Raw genomic sequence first — 19,182 nt, 5'->3', positions numbered from 1 at the left:
GATGTTGCCCGTCGCTCATTGACCCAATGTCTCGCGGCTGGAATTCTCTGGTCAATCCAAGGAGTGAACATGTCCGCCGCCGACCTGAACTTTCCCGCCACCCCGGCGCTGACCCAGTCCGCCACCTTGCGTCGCCAGCTGTACGAGGCGCTCTCGGTGCTGGGCTTCGACCCCACCGACATCTACCGCCAGGCCTTGCAGAAGGTGCGACTGCCGCCTCCGGCGCAGAGCGGCCGCCTGGTGCACGACGATGCGCCTCTGTTCTGGAACAGCCTCGACGAGATCACCGGCGACGCCGATATCGGCCTGCACCTGGGCGAAGCGATGAAGCCGCGGTTGCTGGACGTCGTCGGCTACCTGCTGATGGCCAGTGGCGACCTGCGCGAGGCGCTGCACAGCTTCCTGCGCTTCCAGCACATCCTCTCCGGCGGCTTCGCCGCGCAGATGCGCGAGGAGGGCGAGCAGGTGCGGCTGATCCTCGACCTCAACTACCTGGGCGCCAGCAACCTGCGCCAGCAGATGGAGTGCCTGATGCTGCTGTTTCTCAAGCTGCTGGCGCTGATCACCGACGATGAATTCCGCGTCCAGGCCATCGAGTTCCGCCATCCCCAGCCGCGCCGGCTGAGCGAGCACCGGCGTCTGTTCGGCCTCACGCCGAGCTTCGGCAAGCCCCATGACGCGCTGCTGTTCGACCGCGCCCTGCTGGCGCGACCGTCGCGCACCGGCAACCCGGTGCTGCACCGTCTGCTCACCGAGCACGCGCGGGAACAGCTGGGCACCCTGGACGAGAACGACCTGCTCAACCGCCTGCGCTATCTGATCGGCATCCGCCTGGGGGAGCAGGCGTGCACCCTGCAAAGCTGCGCCCGCGAACTGGGCGTGCGCGCCGGGCTGCTGCAGCGCAACCTGGCGAGCCGGGCGCAGACGTTCAGGGAGGTGCGGGAGGAGGTGCGCCGGCAGCGGGCGGCGCAGATGCTGGAGCAGGGCGTGGCGATCCGCGAGGTGGCGCGCAGCTGCGGCTTTGCCGAGCTGTCGCCGTTCTACCGGGCGTTCAAGCGCTGGTATTCGGTGCCGCCCGAGCGCTATCGCCAGCGCCTGCAGGGCGGCACCGAGGGCTGAGGGTCACTCGGCCAGCGGGATCTCGCGGCTCACTTCCAGCAGCGCCATGGCGTCGAGCTGGTCTTCGATCTGCAGGAAGCGCAGGGCGCGCTGCGGCGAAACTTCCTTGGCGATGCGCTTGAGGTACTTCTCCTTGAGGTCCTGGCGGTCGTCCTGCAGCTCCAGCACCTGTTTCTGCAGCTTGGCGGCCTCGTCGTTGCTCACCGAGCCGCTGTTATAGCTGTTGGCGTAGTCGATGATGATGGCCAGGGTCTGCTTGCTCAGCTTGTCCGCCTCGGTGCGGTAGCTGTTGTAGATCGGCCAGAACTTCTCGGTTTCCTGCGGGGTGAGCTTCATGTTCGCTTCGACGATGCGCTTGCGCTTGTAGTCGATGTCGGCGATGCGGTTGTTGATGGCCTGTTTGTGCTGCTCCATGACCTGGCTGCTGCTGGGGGCATCCTCGGCGTGGGCGGCCAGCGGCAGGGCGAGCCCGGTGGAGAGAACGGCGCAGAAGGCGAGGGCGGAAGGAAGACGCATACGAAAAACTCCTTGGTGAGCGAACGGCCCTTCTTGGGCCGGCGTTCCAAGTGTAGTCACGGATTGGCGCTTGGCTTTGTTGATGCGGCTCAGTGCCGGGTGTCATCCCAGGGGCAATAGCAGCCCACCGCCAGGGTGTGGGTGGCGTTGACCTGGCGCCCCTGCACCAGGGCATCGAGGATCGGCTCGATGAAGCTGTTGCCCGAGGTGCACACCGCGCCTTCGCTGTAGGGCCCGAAGTAGGCCAGCTTGCCCTGGGCATCCCAGATCGCCACGGCGGGGCTGGCCGGCAACTGCTCGGCGCCGGGCAGGGCCTCCAGCGCGCGCATCGCCTTCAACGTATCCGGCAGATGCCCGCGGGTGCCCGGCTTCTGCACGGCGAAGAACTCCACGCCCTGCGGGCCGAAGCGCTGGATCAGCTCGGCGAGGTGCTGCTGGTTGCCGACGTTGCACGGGCAGGCCGGGTCCCAGAAGTGCACCAGGCGGATCTTGCCGGGGCCGGCCAATTGCGCCGGCAGCATCAGGTGGTCGCCGGAAAACAGCTGCGGCTGATGGCTGAACGGGCGGATGAAGCGGTTCTCGTACCACTGGTAGGTGGCGAGCAGCGCGCCCAGGCAGAGCGCGGCGATCAGCCAGGTGAGCAGCGGTTTTCGACGTGAGGACATGGCAGCGACCAGTGACAGAGTCGGTAAGATAGCCGACAAGCTTGCCACGGGGGCGGGCGCGGCAGAATATCCCGCTGCTGCCCGCGCTCCCATCGTCACCCGCCTGCCAGAAGCGAAACGCCCATGCCTGAAGCCTTCCAGCCCGATCTGCTGCGCACCCTGCTGCGACCTCTGACCGCAGAGGCGAACGAGGTCGGCATCGCGCTGTACCAGCATTTCTACGGCCTGGACCTGCACGCCCGGCACCCTGGCCTGCAGAGCCGCCTGGGTACCTTCGAGGCCGGCGGCTACCAGATTGCCGCGCAATACTGGCGGCCGGTGCTGGCGCGCGGCACCCTGGTGCTGCTGCATGGCTACTACGACCACATGGGGCTGTACCGCCACGTCATCGACTGGGCCCTGGGCATGGGCTTCGCAGTGCTGGCCTGCGACCTGCCCGGCCACGGGCTGTCCGGTGGCGCTGCCGCCAGCATCGGCGATTTCGCCGAGTATCAGCTTGTGCTGGGTGCCTTGCTGGACCAGGCCCAGGCGCTGGAGCTGCCGCAACCCTGGCACCTGTGCGGGCAGAGCACCGGCGGGGCGATCCTGCTGGACTACCTGCTGACCGGCGCGCCGCGCCCGGAGCTGGGCCGTACCATCCTGCTGGCGCCGCTGGTGCGGCCGCGAGCCTGGGGCTGGTCGAAGTTCAGCTACCAGATGCTGCGGCCCTTCGTGGATTCGATCCCGCGGCGTTTCAGCGAGAACTCCAACGACGCCGAATTCCTCGCCTTCCTGCGGGACCGCGACCCGTTGCAGCCGAAGATCCTGCCCACTGCCTGGGTCGGTGCGCTGGCGCGCTGGATTCCGCGCATCGAGGCCGCCGGCCATGGCGCGCAAAGCCTGCTGGTGGTGCAGGGCGACGCCGACGAGACGGTGGACTGGCGCTACAACCTGAAGGTGCTGGAGGAGAAGTTCGAGAAGATCGAATGCCTGCTGCTGACGGGCGCGCGGCACCACCTGGCGAACGAAAGCGAGACGTTGCGCCGGCGATACTTCGATTTTCTCAGTGAGCGGATGGGGTAAGGCGAGGCAGGGCAGGGCGGGGCTGTCGGTATGAGGGTGTGTCCTTCACTCCTTGCGCCATCATCCTCAGGCGCCACCCTCTGTACAGCGGCGCCATTCTAGGAGGAGCCCCCCTCGGAATGGTCCACATACCCGGTAGGCGGTTTCCGATCACTGGCCGTCGGACGACACCGCTAAGCCAGCCTTAAGGGCGGCCAGCGCCGCGCGGTAATAGCTGCGGCCGGCGGGCGACTCGCTGAAGTCGGCGAACTGGCCCAGCTCGGCATCGCTCAGGCCGCGATAGACGTAGAGCAGGGTGTTGTCGAGATCGGCGCCGATCTGGCTCATCAGCTTCTGCCGCTGGCCTTCGAGCATGCCCTGGGTGGTGCCGCCGCCGAGCAGGCCGGGGAGCATCTGGCTGAGGCTGTCGGCGGCCACGCTGGCCAGCGCCAGGCTGACCTCGGCACCGGCTTCGCGGGCCGGCAGCACCTGGCTCAGGCGATGGACGATCTGCTTGCGTGCCTCGCTGGCCTGCTGGCGCGGCAGGCCATTGGCGTATTTCTGCAACTGGTCGCTGCGGGTGGCCAGGGTCTCGGCGCCGGCGACCTTGCGGCCCAGGGGGGATTCGAAGAAGTTCAGCGCCGCCGCGCTGTCCGGCAGGTTCTGGCGCAGGCCGTTGAGGGCGCGCTGGTCGATGTCGGCGGGGGCGAAGCGCTGGTTGCTGTTGTCCACCAGCGTCTGGTACAGCGCCGGCGGCAGGTTGCCCTGGTAGCGCTTCTGTGCGGCGTGCAGGGCGTCATTGAAGTGCGCTCGCTGTTCCGGCCAGCCCGCGGCCTGGTACAGGCGCTGGTAGTTGTCGGCCAGGGCAGGCATGCCCAGTACAAGAAGGGTGAGGGCCAGCAGTACGCGCATTGCAACTCCTTTTGGGCGGCAGGGTTCGCTCGCCGGGGGCTATTGTCGGCAAGGCTTGCCCCGCTTGTCGAGACACTGGCGCCAGACGTTACAATGCGCCATGCATTTCGACGCCGATTCTCCATTCCTGCAAGGCCCCCTTCTGCAACGCATCGTCGACGACCTCGCCGACCAGGGCTGGTCGCAGCAGGACGCCTTCCTTCCCGATGCCCTGATCGCCCAACTGGCGACGGAGTGTCGTGCCCGCGATGCCGCCGGCAAACTGGCCGCCGCCGCCATCGGCCGGGGAGACGGCCAGGCCGTGCGCGAAGGCATTCGCGGCGACCGCATCCAGTGGATCGAGCCTGGCCAGTGCGAGGCGTGCGACCAGTACCTGGCGGCGCTGGACACGTTGCGCCGGCTGATCAACCGCTCGCTGTACCTGGGGCTGGAGGATTTCGAGGGGCACTTCGCGCTCTATCCGCCGGGGGCCTTCTACCAGAAGCACCTGGACCGCTTCCGCGACGATGACCGCCGCACCGTCTCCGCGGTGTTCTACCTCAACCGCGACTGGCCGGCCGCCCAGGGCGGCGAACTGCGCCTGTATCTGCCCGACGAACGGACTCTCGACCTGCCGCCGCTGGCCGGCCGGCTGGTGGTGTTCCTCTCCGGCGAATTCCCCCACGAAGTGCTGCCGGCCAGCCACGAGCGCCTGTCGCTCACCGGCTGGTTCCGCCGTCGGGGCGACGCGCCGCTCTGAGCGGTCAGTGCCCCCAGATCTTCAGGGTGCCGCTGATGTCCTGGATGTCGCGCACCTCGATGCTCCCCAGCTTCCCGCCACCCACGTAGAGATCGCCGGCCACCCGCAGGCGGATGGTCTGTGAGGGCAGCCCGCTGGCGTTGAGCTGCTGGTTGATGGTGGTCAGGTCGGGCAGGGTCAGCGCCAGTTGCTGCTGGCCGCCGGCGCCTTGCACCACGTCCACCTGCAGGGTCGGCTGCTCGACGCCGAAGATCGGCAGGCTCAGGCCCAGTTGCGCCGCGCCGTAGGGCAGGCTGCCGCCACGGCCGTCGGGGCAGTCGCCGGCATTCACGCAGCCGTTGTCGATGAACACGTTGCGCAGGGAAACACTGCCGCCGTCGTCGTTCCAGCCCACGCTGTCCATGTGCGCCAGCACGTCGGCGCGGATGCTGATGCCGTCCTGGCCGGTGACGGCGCCCAGGTGCTCGTTGTCCAGCGCCTGCAGTTCGGCGAAGGCCAAGGGCAGGTAGGACAGCGCGGCGAGGGTGGCGGTGCAGAGCAAGAGGCGAGGCATGACAGAGGCTCCATGGCGATTGGCCGATGCGCGAGTCTGGGCGGCGCCCTGCGGCGCAGCCAGTGCCGGACGGCTGATCCCGTCGAAGGTTGTGCTCGGGCGGTGTCCAGGTGCACGCCGACGACCGGCGCGCCGCTCAAGGACCCGACTTTCTGCGGGTCGGAAACCTGTTGCGACAGACGCGCCGATGAAAGTTGCGTTACCCGGCGTGACCGGCAAACGGCGAGCGGCTAGTCTGTCCCCTTCCAAAAGGGAGTGATTCGCCTATGCAGAAGGTTCTCGTCAGCCGCTGCCTGCTTGGCCATCGCGTCCGCTACGACGGCGGCGCGCACGGGCCGTTCGACCTGCTCTCGCGCTGGCTCGACCAGGGCCGGGTGGTTGCCCTCTGCCCGGAGGTCGCCGGCGGCTTGCCGACGCCCCGCGCCCCGGCGGAAATCCCCGGCGGCCAGGGCATGGCCGTGCTCGAGCGGGCGCGCCCGGTGATGACGGTGGAGGGCGAGGACGTCAGCGACGCCTTCCTGCTCGGCGCCGAGCAAGCCATGGCCCTGGTGCGCCGCCACGACATCCGCCTGGCCGTGCTGAAGGCGCGCAGCCCCTCCTGCGGCAACCGCGAGAACTATGACGGCAGCTTCAGCGGGCGGAAGGTTGCCGGCGAAGGTGTCACCGCTGCCGCGCTCAAGCGCATGGGTGTGCTGGTGTTCAGCGAGGAAGAGCTGGACGCCGCCGCCGTCTGTCTGGCCGGGCTGGAAGCCGGAGGCTAGAGCGGCCGCCGACATTCGAAGACGCACTATTTTCCTTGAGCCTCGCGTCCTGGCGCCTATGCTTGTTCCTTCCATGCGAGGAGGCGAGGCCGGCCTGAGCGGGTTCTTCGCCTTTTCGATCGTCATGTAGAAAGGAGAAGAACATGAGAACCATGCTGCCTTGCCTCGGCCTCGCCGCGCTGCTCGCCGGTACCTCCGCCATTGCCGCGGACATCCCGCGCACCCCGGCCCCGGAAGGCGCCAAGGTGTACTTCATCGAGCCGGCCGATGGCGCCACGGTGGACAAGACCTTCACCGTCAAATTCGGCCTCAAGGGCATGGGCGTCGCGCCGGCCGGCGTGGACTCGCCGGCCACCGGCCATCACCACCTGCTGATCGACCTCAAGGAGCAGCCGGCGATGAACCTGCCGTTGCCGATGACCGATCAGATCAAACACTTCGGCAAGGGCCAGACCGAGACCCAGGTGACCCTGCCGCCGGGCAAGCACACCCTGCAACTGCTGGTGGGCGACAAGAACCACGTGCCGTTCGACCCGCCGGTGGAGTCGCAGCAGATTACTGTCAATGTGAAGTAATGGTCAGGCTGCGGAGCGGGGCTTTACCCTCTCCCCCGCCCTCTCCCTGAAGGGAGAGGGTTAGGGAGAGGGCGCTCCGCCCAGCACTGGAGCTTTCAGGAAGCAGACACGAAAAAAGGAGGCCGAAGCCTCCTTTTTTCTTGCCACCCAGCAGCGCTTAGAACAGCACGCGGCTGCGGATGGTGCCGTTCACGTGTTGCAGCTTCTCCAGCGCCAGGTCCGAGTACTCGGCGTCGACGTCGATCACCACGTAGCCGACCTTGTCGTTGGTCTGCAGGTACTGGCCGGAGATGTTGATGCCGTTGTCGGCGAACACCTTGTTGATCTCGCTCATCACGCCCGGGATGTTGGCGTGGATGTGCAGCAGGCGGTGCTTGCCCGGGTGCGACGGCAGGGCCACTTCGGGGAAGTTGACCGAGGATACCGAGGTACCGTTGTCGCTGTACTTGACCAGCTTCTCGGCCACTTCCAGGCCGATGTTGGCCTGGGCTTCGGCGGTGGAGCCGCCGATGTGCGGAGTCAGGATCACGCGATCCAGGCCGCGCAGCGGGCTTTCGAATTCGTCGTCGTTGGACTTGGGCTCGACCGGGAAAACGTCGATGGCGGCACCGATCAGGTGCTCGTCCTTGATCGCGGCGGCCAGGTGGTCCAGCTCGACCACGGTGCCGCGGGCGGCGTTGATCAGGATGCCGCCTTTCTTGATGGCGCGAATTTCCTTCTCGCCGATCATCCACTGGGTGGACGGCAGTTCCGGCACGTGCAGCGAGACGATGTCGGACATGCCCAGCAGCTCGTGGAGGTTGCCGACCTGCTGCGCGTTACCCAGCGGCAGCTTGGTCACGACGTCGTAGAAGAACACCTGCATGCCCAGTGCTTCGGCCAGGACCGAGAGCTGGGTGCCGATGGAGCCGTAGCCGACGATGCCCAGCTTCTTGCCGCGGATCTCGAAGGAGTTGGCCGCGGACTTGATCCAGCCGCCGCGATGGCAGGAGGCGTTCTTCTCCGGGATGCCGCGCAGCAGCAGGATGGCTTCGGCCAGCACCAGCTCGGCCACCGAGCGGGTGTTGGAGTAGGGCGCGTTGAACACGGCGATGCCGCGCTCGCGGGCTGCGTTCAGGTCGACCTGGTTGGTGCCGATGCAGAAGCAGCCCACCGCGATCAGCTTCTTGGCAGCGTCGAAGACTTCTTCGGTCAGCTGGGTGCGGGAGCGGATACCGATGAAGTGGGCATCGGCAATCTTTTCCTTCAGCTCGTCACCGGACAGTGCGGTCTTGAGGTACTCGATGTTGGAGTAGCCGGCCGCCTTGAGGGTGTCGACGGCGTTCTGGTGGACGCCTTCAAGGAGAAGGAATTTGATCTTGCTCTTGTCGAGAGAAGTCTTGCTCATCTGCTTTGAACCTGTAGTCCCGGGAGAGTGGCTAGAAAACCAATAGCTCTGGCCGAACCGGCCGGTGCCAGGCAGCTCGGCGCCAGGTGGCGATCTGCGTGGGGTGCGTATGCTAGCATGTTCTCCCTTTTCCTTGCCCGGTTGCGACCTGAGCTGTTCTCAGGACGACCATGAACCATTTGAGAGTTCCTCCAATGACCCGCGACGCCCTGATCGAATCGCTCAAGCCCCTGCTGGATGCCGGGAAGCTGCTGACAGACGCCGATTCCCTCGACACCTATGGCAAGGATTGGACCAAGCATTTCGCTCCGGCGCCGCTGGCGATCGCCTTCCCCAAGAGCACCGAGCAGGTCCAGGCCATCGTCCGCTGGGCCAATGAGCACAAGGTCGCGCTGGTGCCCTCCGGTGGTCGTACCGGTCTTTCCGCCGCCGCCGTCGCCGCCAATGGCGAGGTGGTCGTGGCCTTCGACTACATGAACAAGGTGCTGGCCTTCAACGAATTCGACCGCACCGTGGTCTGCCAGCCGGGCGTGATCACCAAGCAGCTGCAGACCTTCGCCGAAGAGCACGGGCTGTACTATCCGGTGGACTTCGCCTCGTCGGGTTCCAGCCAGATTGGCGGCAACATCGGCACCAATGCCGGCGGGATCAAGGTCATTCGCTACGGCATGACCCGCAACTGGGTGGCCGGCCTGAAGGTCGTCACCGGCAAGGGCGACCTGCTGGAGCTGAACAAGGACCTGATCAAGAACGCCACCGGCTACGACCTGCGCCAGCTGTTCATCGGCGCCGAAGGCACCCTGGGCTTCGTGGTCGAGGCCACCATGCGCCTGGAGCGCACGCCGAAGAACCTCACCGCGATGGTCCTGGGCACCCCGGACTTCGACTCGATCATGCCGGTGCTGCACGCCTTCCAGAACAAGCTGGACCTGACTGCCTTCGAGTTCTTCTCCGACAAAGCCCTGGCCAAGATCATGGCCCGTGGCGACGTGCCGCCGGCTTTCGAGACCGACTGCCCGTTCTATGCGCTGCTGGAATTCGAGGCGAGCACCGAGGAAGTGGCCAACGAGGCGCTGGCGACGTTCGAACATTGTGTAGAGCAGGGCTGGGTGCTCGATGGCGTGATGAGCCAGAGCGAACAGCAGCTGCAGAACCTGTGGAAGCTGCGCGAGTACATCTCCGAGACCATCTCCCACTGGACACCGTACAAGAACGACATCTCCGTCACTGTCGGCAAGGTCCCGGCCTTCCTCAAGGACATCGACGACATCGTCGCGGCCAACTACCCCGACTTCGAAGTGGTCTGGTTCGGCCACATCGGCGACGGCAACCTGCACCTGAATATCTTGAAGCCCGAGAACCTGACCAAGGACGAGTTCTTCGCCAAGTGCGCGACCGTCAACAAGTGGGTGTTCGAGACCGTGCAGAAGTACAACGGCTCCATCTCGGCCGAGCACGGCGTGGGCATGACCAAGCGCGATTACCTGGGTTACTCTCGCTCCGAGGCTGAAATCGGCTACATGAAGGCAGTCAAGGCGGTGTTCGACCCGAACGGGATCATGAACCCCGGCAAGATCTTCGCCGAATAAGTCGCTGCATCAGAGGAGGGCCGGCTCTTTGGATAGAGGGGCCGGCCCTTCGCACGTCAGCGCCACGGGAAGTGGCGTGTGCGCCGGCAGGAATGCGGGCAACCGCGCGGGATCACGAGCCCCGCGCGGATCATCTCTTCCATGCGCAGTCAGGAGTCGGTCATGAGTTACCAGCACCAGTATGTCGATGGCACCCCGATCCATTTCACCCTGGGCAAGGTGGTCTGCGTCGGCCGCAACTACGCGGAGCACGCCAAGGAGCTGAACAACCCGGTACCGACCGAGCCGCTGCTGTTCATCAAACCCGGCTCCTGCACCGTCTCCCACGCCGGCGGCTTCGCCATTCCGGAGGATCGCGGCTCGGTGCACTACGAGGCGGAGATCGCCGTGCTGATCGGCAAGCCGCTGTCGCGCAAGCCGAGCACCGAGGAAGTGCTGGACGCCATCTCCGGCTATGCCCCGGCGCTGGACCTGACCCTGCGCGACGTGCAGGCCAAGCTGAAGGAAAAGGGCCTGCCCTGGGAGCTGGCCAAGTCCTTCGACGGCGCCTTCGTGCTGGCGCCCTTCGTCAGTGCCGACCACTTCCCGGACCCGACCGACATCGGCATCCGCCTGGTGATCGACGGCGAAGTCCGCCAGGACGGCAACAGCCGCGACATGCTCAACCCCATCGTGCCGCTGATCCAGCACATCTGCGGGCACTTCTCGCTGCAGCCGGGCGATGTGGTGTCCACCGGCACCCCGGTCGGCGTCGGCCCGCTCACGCGCGGCAGTGAGCTGGTGCTGGAACTTCCTGGCGCCAGCCGATTCGAAAGCCGCGTGCTTTGACCCGAGTTGTCCCACCGAAGGCCGCCATTTGTGCGGCCTTCGTGTATGGCGCGACACCTTGCCGTGCTGACCCACAAGAGTCGTCATGACCATGTCCATCCTTCGCCCTCGCTGGCTGCTGCCGGCCCTGCTGCTCATCCTCGTGGTGCTCGGCTACCTGACCTCGCGCTTCCATTGGGATGACCGCGCGCGCCTGTGGCTGCGTGAGCGGGACACCAGCGCCCAGGCCCGCTCCGAAAGCGTCTGGCTGCCCGGCTACCGCGCGGTGATCCAGGCCAAGCCGCTCACCGGCGGGCTCGAGGGGCAGGAGACCTCCGACCTGGCGTACAACCCGGTGACGCGCACCCTGTTCACCGTCACCGGCAAGAAGCCGCTGCTGGCCGAACTGTCGCTGACCGGCGACGTGCTGCGGGTGATCCCGCTGCTGGGCATGTCCAACCCCGAGGGCGTGGCGGTGCTGGAAAACGGCAATGTCGCCGTGACCGACGAGCGCAAGAACTCGCTGACCATCTTCCATGTCGACCCGCAGACCCGCGAGCTGAGCACCGAGAAGCTCGCCAGCTTCGATCTCGGCCCCCGCGGCAAGAAGAACAAGGGTATCGAGGGCATCGCCTGGGACCCGCGCCAGCATCGCCTGGTGCTGGGTCAGGAGCGCGATCCGCTGGCGCTGTTCAGCCTGGCCAGCGACGGCAGCGCCAGCCTGAGCGGGGCGTTGCAGCCGATCGCCAGCGACCTGCTGATGACCAACGTCTCGGCCTTGAGCATCGATCCGCGCACCGGCCACACGCTGGTGTTGTCGGCGGAGTCGCACCTGCTGCTGGAGCTGGATGAGAAGGGCGAGCCGGTCAGCTTCATCAGCCTGCTGGGCGGGCTGAACGGCCTCCACGAGAAGATTCCGCGCGCCGAAGGCGTGGCCATCGACGAGCACGGCACCATCTACATGGTCAGCGAGCCGGACCTGTTCTACGTGTTCAAGCGCGAGGCGGCCAAAACGGATTGATCCAGGGCGGGGGAATACGTGTCGGATGGCTTTAAGGTTGGGTTAAGTCCGGATTCAGGCTGATTTCAGCCGCCGGCCATAGGCTGAACCCATCGAAAACGCCGCAGGAGGCACTTCCATGAAACTGACTCATCTCCCCCTGATCGCTGCCGCTGGCCTGTTCTCCACCTTCACCCTGGCCGCCGGCTACACTGGCCCTGGCAGCGACGCCAAGCCCGCTGCCGCCGCCGCGCAGGTCACCACGGTCAAGCAGGCGCAGTCCGCCGCCGACGACACCCCGGTGGTGCTCGAAGGGGTGATCACCAAGCGTATCGGCGGCGAGCACTACGAGTTCAAGGACGCCACTGGGAGCATCCAGGTCGAGATCGACAACGACGATTGGCCGGCGGGTGCGTCGGTCTCCGAGAGCACCAAGGTGCGCCTGACCGGCGAGGTGGATCATCACAAGATGAAAGCGACTGACATCGATGTGGATCGCGTGGAAATCCTCCAGTAATTCCGCACTCACGAAAAAGCCGCGCCGGGAATCCCGGTGCGGCTTTTTTCATTGATGCGTGAGGATTCGCTGGAAGATGTGGTGGTTCCCTCTCCCTAACCCTCTCCCTGAAGGGAGAGGGGACCGAATGGCATCAGGCGCAACTCTGCGTGTCCCGGCAACGCCGAACGACTCCCTCTCCCTTCAGGGAGAGGGCTGGGGAGAGGGTGCCTCAGGTTGCGCCGAAGATTGGCCAGCGATCACCCAATACTCTCAAACCCCTGCAGCACGTTGATCGCGTTGATGCCGATCTCCTCCACCGCGTAGCCGCCCTCCATCACGAACAGCGTCGGCAGGCCGAGCTTGCCGATGGCTTCGCCCATGCGCAGGTAGTCCGGGCTGTCCAGCTTGAACTGGGAGATGGGGTCTTCCTTGTAGGTGTCCACGCCCAGGGAGACGATCAGCACGTCCGGGCGGTACGCCGAGATCTGCCGGATCGCCGCCTGCAGTGCCAGGCTCCACACCGACCAGTCGCTGCCCGAGGCCAGCGGGTAGTTGAAGTTGAAGCCTTCGCCCACGCCCTGGCCCTTCTCGTCGGCGTAGCCGAGGAAGTAGGGGTACTCGAAGCGCGGGTCTCCGTGGATCGAGGTGAACAGCACGTCGGCGCGGTCGTAGAAGATGTCCTGGGTGCCGTTGCCGTGGTGGTAGTCGACGTCGAGGATGGCCACGCGGTTGGCGCCCTGGTCGAGGATCGACTGGGCGGCGATGGCCGCGTTGTTGAAGAAGCAGTAGCCGCCCATGAAATCCGCCGAGGCATGGTGGCCCGGCGGGCGGCACAGGGAGAACACCGAGCGCGCGCCCTTGGCCAGTTCGGCCTGGCCGGTCATCGCCACGTTCACGGAGCTCAGCACCGCCTGCCAGGTGCCGGCGGTGATCGGCGCGCCGGCGTCCAGGCTGTAGTAGCCCAGCCGGCCGTCGATGCTGTCCGGCTCCTTCTGCCGCAGGCGGCGGGTCGGCCAGCAGATCGGCAGCATGTCGTGGGTCCGGCCGGTGGCCAGCCAGTCACGCCAGGCGTGCTGCAAGAACCGCACGAAGCCTTCGCTGTGCACCCTCAGGATGGGTTCCAGGCCGAAGTCGCGCGGGGCCTGGATGTCGCCCAGTTTCACCGCCTTGGCCCGATCCAGCACCATGTCGGCGCGGCTGGGCTTTTCGAAGCAGGGGGTGAACTGGCCGCCGATCAGCTCGTGCTGACCGTGGTGCAAGCGATGGTCGTCGGTATAGATCGTCAACATCACGCGCTCCTGAGGGCGCCTCCGGGCGCCCGTTGGGTTCTAGTAGCTGGGCCGTCAGGCGTTTTCCTCGAAATTCACACTCGGTGCCTTGCGACGGAAACCGCCGGTATGCACCGCCAGGTAAGCGAAGCCGACCGCGAACCAGCTCAGGCCGACCACCAGGGTCAGCTGCGACAGGCTGGTCCACAGCCACAGGGTCAGGCACAGGCCGATGAACGGGATCGCGCCGTAGAGCAGGACGTTCTTCGCCCCGCGGCGGCGCTCGACGCCCAGGTAGGTGCGGATCACCGCCAGGTTGACCACGGAGAAGGCCACCAGCGCGCCGAAGCTGATCATCGAGGCGAGGGTGGTCAGGTCTAGCACGATCGCCAGCAGCGAGACGGCAGACACCACCAGGATCGCCACCACCGGGGTCTGGAAGCGCGCGTGCAGGGTACCGAACAGGCTGCGCGGCAGGATGCCGTCGCGGCCCATGGTGAAGATGATGCGCGACACCGAGGCCTGGGACGCCAGCGCCGAGCCGATGCAGCCGGCGATGTAGGCGGAGGTGAAGAAGTTGCCGAGGAACTGGCCGCCGGCCTTGAGCATCACTTCGTTGGCCGCCGAGTCGGCGTTCTGGAACACGCTGCCGGGGAACACCAGCTGGCTGATGATTGCCAGCAGGGTGAACATCAGGCCGGCGATGACGGTGGTGATGATGATCGCGCGGGGGATGTCGCGGCGGGCGTCGCGGGTTTCCTCGGCCATGGTCGAGACGGCGTCGAAGCCCAGGAACGACAGGCACAGCACCGCGGCGCCGGCCATCAGCGGGGCGAAGCCGGGTTGGCTGCCGTCACCGACGAAGGGCAGGCTGAAGTCGATCGCGGCGCCGCCGGCCAGTGTCTTGATCGACATGACCACGAACACCACGATGAACACCAGCTGCGCGCCGACGATGACGTTGCTCATGCCGGCGACCTGGCTGATGCCGACCACGTTGAGCACGGTGACCAGGGCGATGGAGGCGACCACGAACATCCAGGCCGGGATTTCCGGGAAGGCGATGTTCATGAACAGGCCGATGAGCAGGTAGTTGATCATCGGCAGGAACAGGTAGTCGAGCAGCAGCGACCAGCCGGAGAGGAAGCCGACCACCGGGCCGAAGCTCAGGCTGGTATAGGAGTATGCGGAGCCGGAAATCGGGTACTTGCGCACCATGAAGCTGTAGGAGGCTGCGGTGAACAGCATCGCCAGCAGGGTGATCAGGTAGGCGGTGGCGGTGCGGCCGCCGGTCATCTCGGTGACCACGCCGTAGGTGGTGAACATGGTCAGTGGGACCATGTAGACCAGGCCGAAGAAGACCAGGGCGGGCAGGCCCAGGACGCGTTTCAGGCGGGCGTCGGCGCTGGTCGCGGTGCCCTGTTGTGGAGTGTGTGCAGTGCTGGCGCTGTGTTGGCTGGCCATGGAAGAGTCCTCGCGATTTTTATGGTCTGGTGCGGGCGGGCGGCGTTCGGTGGCCGTCCTGAAGTCGTCGGGTTACGGCTCAGCCGCAGCGCTGACGACGCGCGAGGAATGAGGGTGTGTGCTGCAGGGTGACGCAAAAGCTGGTCATGGGCGTTCTCGGGGCATTTGTTCTTGTGGATAACGCGCTCGCGTTCCCTCGGGATTTCCCTGCGCCATCGTCGATGGTGCAAGGGCTGGCCGCCTTTCCAGCCGCTCCCTGCGCGAGCCGCCCGACTCTAGCAACGCAGGGTGCCGGGCAGAACCCTGCAAAGGGTCAAAAAGGGATCGAAATGGCCAAATTGGCTGTCAGGAGCGCCCGGCGCGCACCGCCGCGCCGGGCGACCTTCAGGTCATTTCTTCAGCTTGGTCCAGACCTTGGAGCGCAGTTGCAGCGCCTTGGGCGAGCACAGCTTGAAGGGCTTCAGGCGATCGAGCTTGTCCGCCGGGGTGTTGATCGCCGGATCGTCGAACAGCTCCTTGTCCATGAACTTGTCCGAGCCTTCGATCGCGTTGTTGTATTTGGCGAAGTTCGAGGCCAGGGCGATGTTCTCCGGCTGCATCATCCAGTTCAGGAAGGCATGGGCCTCCTTGATGTTGGTGGCGTCCTTGGGAATGGTCAGGTTGTCGATGAACAGGCGCACGCCTTCCTTGGGATAGACGTAGACCAGGCTGGCGCGCTGGGCGTGGGCGCGGTGGAAGGCGCCGTTCCATTGCTGGTGCATGGAGACTTCACCGGCGGCCATGCGCTCGATGGTGCCGTCGCTGTTGTACATGGCGAGCATGGGCTTCTGCTTGAGCAGCAGGTCCTGGATCTTCGCCGCCTCTTTCGGGTCCTCGGTGCACTCGTCGACCCCCAGATAGTAGGACGCCGGCGCGTACAGCTCCTCGATGGAGTTGAGCGCCACCACCTTGCCCTTGAGCTCGGCCGGCGGCTCGAAGAACGGCTTCCAGCTTTCATCCAGCTTGCCGCCAGGCACTTTGGCGCTGTCGTAGCTGTAGCCGGTGGTGCCCCACAGGTAGGGCACGGAGTAGTCGTGGCCCGGGTCGTAGGTCAGGGTCTTGAACTTGTCCTTGAGGTTGGCCAGGTTCGGCAGCTGCGACTTGTCGAGCTTCTGCAGCAGGCCTTCCTTGACGAAGATCTCGATGAAGCTGTCCGACGGCACCACCACGTCGTAGGCGCCGCCGCCGGCCTTGAGCTTGGCCAGCAGGGTTTCGTTGCTGTCGTAGGAATCCAGGGTGGCGTGGATGCCGGTGTCCTTCTCGAACTTCTTCAGCAGTTCCGGCGGGAAGTAGTCGGACCAGTTGGCGAAGTGCAGGGTGCCTTCGGCATGGGCGCTGCCGGCCAGCAGCAGGCTGGCGGCGACGAGCGTGCGGGCGATGGGGGTACGGCGGAATTTCATCGGTGAAGCTCCTTGCAATGTTGTTTTGATTGGCGGCAGGAGGTCAGCGGCGACGCTGGCCGACGTAGTACGACAACGCAACGAACGCGATGGAAATCAACAGTATTATTGAAGATATGGCGTTGATCTTCGGGGAAATCCCCATGCGGATGGAGCTGAATATGTACACCGGCAGGGTGGTGGCCCCGGCGCCGGCGACGAAGTAGGTGATGACGAAGTCGTCCATCGAGATGATGAACGCCAGCATCGCCCCGGACACGATCCCCGGCGTCAGCAGCGGGAAGGTCACCTTCCAGAAGGTCTTCCATGGCGAGGCATACAGATCCGCCGCCGCTTCGGCCAGCCGCGGGTCCATGCCCTCGAGACGGGCGCGGATCGGCAGGTAGGCGAAGGGAATGCAGAACACGATGTGCGCCAGCAGGATGGTGAACAGCGACAGCTTCAGGCCGATGAAGGCGAAGAACATCAGGGTCGCCACGGCGGTGACGATCTCCGGCACCAGCAACGGCAGGCCCAGCACGCCGCTCATCAGCGTCTGCCCGCGGAACGAGCGCCCGCGCATGCCCAGCGCGGCGAGCGTCGCCAGGGTGGTGGCGACCACGGTGGCCAGGGTCGCGACGATCAGCGAGTTTTTCGCCGCGCGGAGGATCTCCGGGTCGTCCGCCACCACGGCGTACCACTTCAGGCTGAAGCTTTCCCACAGCGTCGCCGACTGGCCACTGTTGAAGCTCAGTACCACCAGCACGAAGATCGGGATGTAGAGGAAGGCGAAGAACAGCCAGGCGGCGGGCCGGACCCCGGTGAATTTCCACAGCGGGTTGGCCGACTTCATGGATGACCTCCCGACGCGCCCTGCTTGAACCGCATGCTGTAGATCATCATCGCCAGCAGCACGAAGGCCAGCAGGGCGAAGGACAGCGCCGCGCCGAACGGCCAGTTGTGCGCCGTGCCGAACTGCAGCTGGATCAGGTTGCCGATCATCAGCGACTTACCGCCCCCCAGCAGCTCGGGAATGATGTAGCTGCCCAGCGAAGGGATGAACACCAGGATGCAGCCGGCGACGATGCCGGGCATGGCCAGCGGGATGATGATCCGCCTGAGCGCCTTCCAGCGGTTGGCGCCCAGGTCGAAGGCCGCCTCCACCAGGCGCCAGTCCATCTTCTCGAGGCTGGTGTAGATGGGCAGGACCATGAACGGCAGGTAGGTGTAGAGCAGGCCGATGATCACCGCATTGTCGGTGTAGAGGATGCCCAGGGAGGCATCGGAGAAGCCCAGCCCGTGCAGACCCTCGTCGATCAGCCCGCCGTTGCGCAGCAGCAGCATCCAGGCGTAGACCCGCACCAGCAGGTTGGTCCAGAACGGCACCGTGACCAGGAACAGCAGCAGGTTGCGCCGGCGTTCGTCCTGCAGCGCCAGGTACAGCGCGGTGGGGAAGCCGATCAGCACGCAGCCCAGGGTGGTCAGGATCGACAGCCAGAACGAGCGCTGGAAGATGCCCAGGTAATCGGCGTTGAACGACAGGCTGTCGTCCAGATCGCGCTCCCAGAGGAAGTTGAGGTAGGCCTCGACGGTGTGCTGGCCCCATTTCACGCCGCCATAGTCGCCCGGCGCCTGGATCGACACGGCGAACATGATGCCCAGGGGCAGGACGAGGAACACCACCAGCATGATCATCGCCGGGCTGGTCAGGGCCAGGCGGTTGAACAGCGACTTTCGTTCCGCTTGTGCGCGCAGTGTACTCATTCGGCCAGCACCCGGATGGCGGTGGCGGGAACGCGGACCCGCACCCGCGCGCCGGGCGCGTGGGTGGAAAGGGCGCCGTCGCGGTTCTGCTGACGGACCCGGAAGCCGCCCTGACCGGCGACGTTGAGGTGGTACACGGTATCGGTGCCGACGTAGACGATGTTCTCGACCACGCCTTCGAGCTGGCCGTCCTGGGCGAGTTCGGTACGTTCGGGGCGGATCGCCAGGGTCACCTTGCCGGGCAGGGTGGTGGCGGCCGGCAGCATCTGGCCGTCGGCCAGGCGCACGCTGTCGCCGCTGGATTCGCCTTCGAGGAAGTTGGTTTCGCCGATGAAGTCGGCCACCAGGCGGTTGACCGGCGCCTCGTAGATCTCGGTGGGCGTGCCGATCTGCATGACCTTGCCGCGGCTCATCACGGCGATGCGGTCGGACATGGTCAGCGCTTCTTCCTGGTCGTGGGTGACGAAGATGAAGGTGATGCCGGTCTCGTGCTGCAGGCGCTTGAGCTCGATCTGCATTTCCTTGCGCAGCTTCAGGTCCAGCGCGGACAGCGATTCGTCCAGCAGCAGTACCTTGGGCCGGCTGGCCAGGGCGCGGGCCAGGGCGATGCGCTGTTGCTGGCCGCCGGAGAGCTGGTCGGCGCGGCGCTTGCCGACATCGGGCAGGCGCACCAGGTCGAGCATCTTCTGCACCGTGGCGTCGATGTCGCTGCGTTGCTTGCCCTGCATTTCCAGGCCGAAGGCGATGTTCTCGGCCACGGTCATGTGGGGGAACAGGGCGTAGCTCTGGAAGACGGTGTTGACCGGGCGCTTGAAGGGCGGAAGGCCTTCCATCGCATCGCCGTAGAGGCGGATGCTGCCGGAGGAGGGTTGTTCGAAGCCGGCGATCAGTCGCAGCAAGGTGGTCTTGCCGCAGCCCGACGGGCCGAGGAGGGTGAAGAATTCGTTGGCGCGGATTTCCAGTGACACGTCGTCCAAGGCCTTGAGGCCTTGCCCGGGTGTACCGAACTCCATGCATATCCGCTCGATGGTGATCGCGCTGGTCATGCTCGTACCGTGCAGTTAAGCAGTTGTTATTGTTGAGGTTTTACGATTTCTAGGACCGT

The 19,182-nt window shown here is 65.7% G+C and carries 20 protein-coding genes; 9 read left to right on the top strand and 11 right to left on the bottom strand.

All coding sequences use genetic code 11. From position 1 onward, the window contains the following. Positions 1–69: 69 nt before the first annotated feature. Positions 70–1,119, top strand: a complete 1,050-nt coding sequence (locus N0B71_RS06735) for an AraC family transcriptional regulator (protein WP_259757988.1) — start codon at positions 70–72, stop codon at positions 1,117–1,119. Between the two features lie 3 nt (positions 1,120–1,122). Here N0B71_RS06735 and N0B71_RS06730 read toward each other — a convergent pair whose 3' ends face one another. Both N0B71_RS06730 and N0B71_RS06725 read right to left on the bottom strand, forming a co-directional pair. After that, the gene (locus N0B71_RS06730) at positions 1,123–1,635 is read right to left on the bottom strand and encodes a transcriptional regulator (RefSeq protein WP_259757987.1); all 513 of its coding nucleotides are present in this window, start codon (positions 1,633–1,635) and stop codon (positions 1,123–1,125) included. An 89-nt stretch (positions 1,636–1,724) separates the two neighbouring features. Beyond that, positions 1,725–2,300 carry a DUF6436 domain-containing protein gene (locus N0B71_RS06725; protein ID WP_259757986.1) on the bottom strand — a complete coding sequence of 192 codons (576 nt, stop codon included), beginning with the start codon at positions 2,298–2,300 and terminating at the stop codon, positions 1,725–1,727. A 123-nt stretch (positions 2,301–2,423) separates the two neighbouring features. Between N0B71_RS06725 and N0B71_RS06720 the strand changes: the two genes are divergently transcribed. Beyond that, positions 2,424–3,362, top strand: a complete 939-nt coding sequence (locus N0B71_RS06720; protein WP_259757985.1) for an alpha/beta hydrolase — start codon at positions 2,424–2,426, stop codon at positions 3,360–3,362. A gap of 150 nt (positions 3,363–3,512) precedes the next feature. Here the strand turns inward: N0B71_RS06720 and N0B71_RS06715 are convergent, their stop codons facing one another. Beyond that, entirely contained in the window at positions 3,513–4,253 is a 741-nt protein-coding gene (locus tag N0B71_RS06715; RefSeq protein ID WP_259757983.1) for a hypothetical protein, read from the bottom strand. A gap of 100 nt (positions 4,254–4,353) precedes the next feature. Between N0B71_RS06715 and N0B71_RS06710 the strand changes: the two genes are divergently transcribed. Beyond that, complete coding sequence (locus tag N0B71_RS06710; RefSeq protein WP_259757982.1) at positions 4,354–4,992, top strand: 2OG-Fe(II) oxygenase; 639 nt, start codon at positions 4,354–4,356, stop codon at positions 4,990–4,992. Between the two features lie 4 nt (positions 4,993–4,996). Here N0B71_RS06710 and N0B71_RS06705 read toward each other — a convergent pair whose 3' ends face one another. Beyond that, on the bottom strand, positions 4,997–5,545 hold the full coding sequence (locus N0B71_RS06705) for a DUF6160 family protein (protein ID WP_259757981.1): 549 nt from the start codon (positions 5,543–5,545) through the stop codon (positions 4,997–4,999). Between the two features lie 266 nt (positions 5,546–5,811). Between N0B71_RS06705 and N0B71_RS06700 the strand changes: the two genes are divergently transcribed. Both N0B71_RS06700 and N0B71_RS06695 read left to right on the top strand, forming a co-directional pair. Then, positions 5,812–6,306 (top strand): DUF523 domain-containing protein, encoded by a 495-nt coding sequence (locus N0B71_RS06700; protein ID WP_259757980.1) that lies wholly within the window; start codon positions 5,812–5,814, stop codon positions 6,304–6,306. Between the two features lie 143 nt (positions 6,307–6,449). Beyond that, a complete protein-coding gene (locus N0B71_RS06695; RefSeq protein ID WP_259757978.1) occupies positions 6,450–6,881 on the top strand; it encodes a DUF4399 domain-containing protein in 432 nt (143 codons plus the stop codon). 157 nt (positions 6,882–7,038) lie between these two features. Here N0B71_RS06695 and serA read toward each other — a convergent pair whose 3' ends face one another. Further along, positions 7,039–8,268, bottom strand: coding sequence for a phosphoglycerate dehydrogenase (gene serA, locus N0B71_RS06690; protein ID WP_259757977.1), 1,230 nt, complete (start codon positions 8,266–8,268; stop codon positions 7,039–7,041). A 194-nt stretch (positions 8,269–8,462) separates the two neighbouring features. On the opposite strand from serA, the gene N0B71_RS06685 reads away from it, so the two are divergent. The 4 genes from N0B71_RS06685 to N0B71_RS06670 all read left to right on the top strand — a co-directional run bounded on the left by N0B71_RS06685 (position 8,463) and on the right by N0B71_RS06670 (position 12,181). Continuing rightward, positions 8,463–9,857: an FAD-binding oxidoreductase gene (locus N0B71_RS06685; protein ID WP_259757976.1), complete on the top strand. Its 1,395-nt coding sequence runs from the start codon at positions 8,463–8,465 to the stop codon at positions 9,855–9,857. 162 nt (positions 9,858–10,019) lie between these two features. Beyond that, a complete protein-coding gene (locus N0B71_RS06680; protein ID WP_259757975.1) occupies positions 10,020–10,685 on the top strand; it encodes a fumarylacetoacetate hydrolase family protein in 666 nt (221 codons plus the stop codon). An 85-nt stretch (positions 10,686–10,770) separates the two neighbouring features. Next, entirely contained in the window at positions 10,771–11,685 is a 915-nt protein-coding gene (locus N0B71_RS06675; RefSeq protein ID WP_259757974.1) for an SdiA-regulated domain-containing protein, read from the top strand. A 118-nt stretch (positions 11,686–11,803) separates the two neighbouring features. Then, positions 11,804–12,181, top strand: coding sequence for a NirD/YgiW/YdeI family stress tolerance protein (locus N0B71_RS06670; protein ID WP_259757973.1), 378 nt, complete (start codon positions 11,804–11,806; stop codon positions 12,179–12,181). Positions 12,182–12,420: 239 nt separating this feature from the next. On the opposite strand, the gene N0B71_RS06665 is transcribed toward N0B71_RS06670, so the two are convergent. The 6 genes from N0B71_RS06665 to N0B71_RS06640 all read right to left on the bottom strand — a co-directional run bounded on the left by N0B71_RS06665 (position 12,421) and on the right by N0B71_RS06640 (position 19,123). Beyond that, a complete protein-coding gene (locus N0B71_RS06665) occupies positions 12,421–13,452 on the bottom strand; it encodes a histone deacetylase family protein (protein WP_259757972.1) in 1,032 nt (343 codons plus the stop codon). Positions 13,453–13,506: 54 nt separating this feature from the next. Next, positions 13,507–14,895 carry an APC family permease gene (locus tag N0B71_RS06660; RefSeq protein WP_259757971.1) on the bottom strand — a complete coding sequence of 463 codons (1,389 nt, stop codon included), beginning with the start codon at positions 14,893–14,895 and terminating at the stop codon, positions 13,507–13,509. 389 nt (positions 14,896–15,284) lie between these two features. Next, positions 15,285–16,334: an ABC transporter substrate-binding protein gene (locus N0B71_RS06655; RefSeq protein ID WP_259757970.1), complete on the bottom strand. Its 1,050-nt coding sequence runs from the start codon at positions 16,332–16,334 to the stop codon at positions 15,285–15,287. A 43-nt stretch (positions 16,335–16,377) separates the two neighbouring features. Continuing rightward, positions 16,378–17,166, bottom strand: coding sequence for an ABC transporter permease (locus tag N0B71_RS06650; RefSeq protein WP_259757968.1), 789 nt, complete (start codon positions 17,164–17,166; stop codon positions 16,378–16,380). Continuing rightward, on the bottom strand, positions 17,163–18,077 hold the full coding sequence (locus tag N0B71_RS06645; RefSeq protein ID WP_259757967.1) for an ABC transporter permease: 915 nt from the start codon (positions 18,075–18,077) through the stop codon (positions 17,163–17,165). The genes N0B71_RS06650 and N0B71_RS06645 overlap by 4 nt, the downstream gene beginning before the upstream one ends. Then, entirely contained in the window at positions 18,074–19,123 is a 1,050-nt protein-coding gene (locus N0B71_RS06640; protein ID WP_259757966.1) for an ABC transporter ATP-binding protein, read from the bottom strand. Before N0B71_RS06640 ends, N0B71_RS06645 begins: the two co-directional genes overlap by 4 nt. Positions 19,124–19,182: the final 59 nt, after the last annotated feature.

It is taken from the genome of Pseudomonas sp. GCEP-101 (assembly GCF_025133575.1).
GTDB classification, from domain to species: Bacteria; Pseudomonadota; Gammaproteobacteria; order Pseudomonadales; family Pseudomonadaceae; genus Pseudomonas; species Pseudomonas nitroreducens_B.
This window is presented reverse-complemented; position numbering and strand designations above follow the sequence as displayed.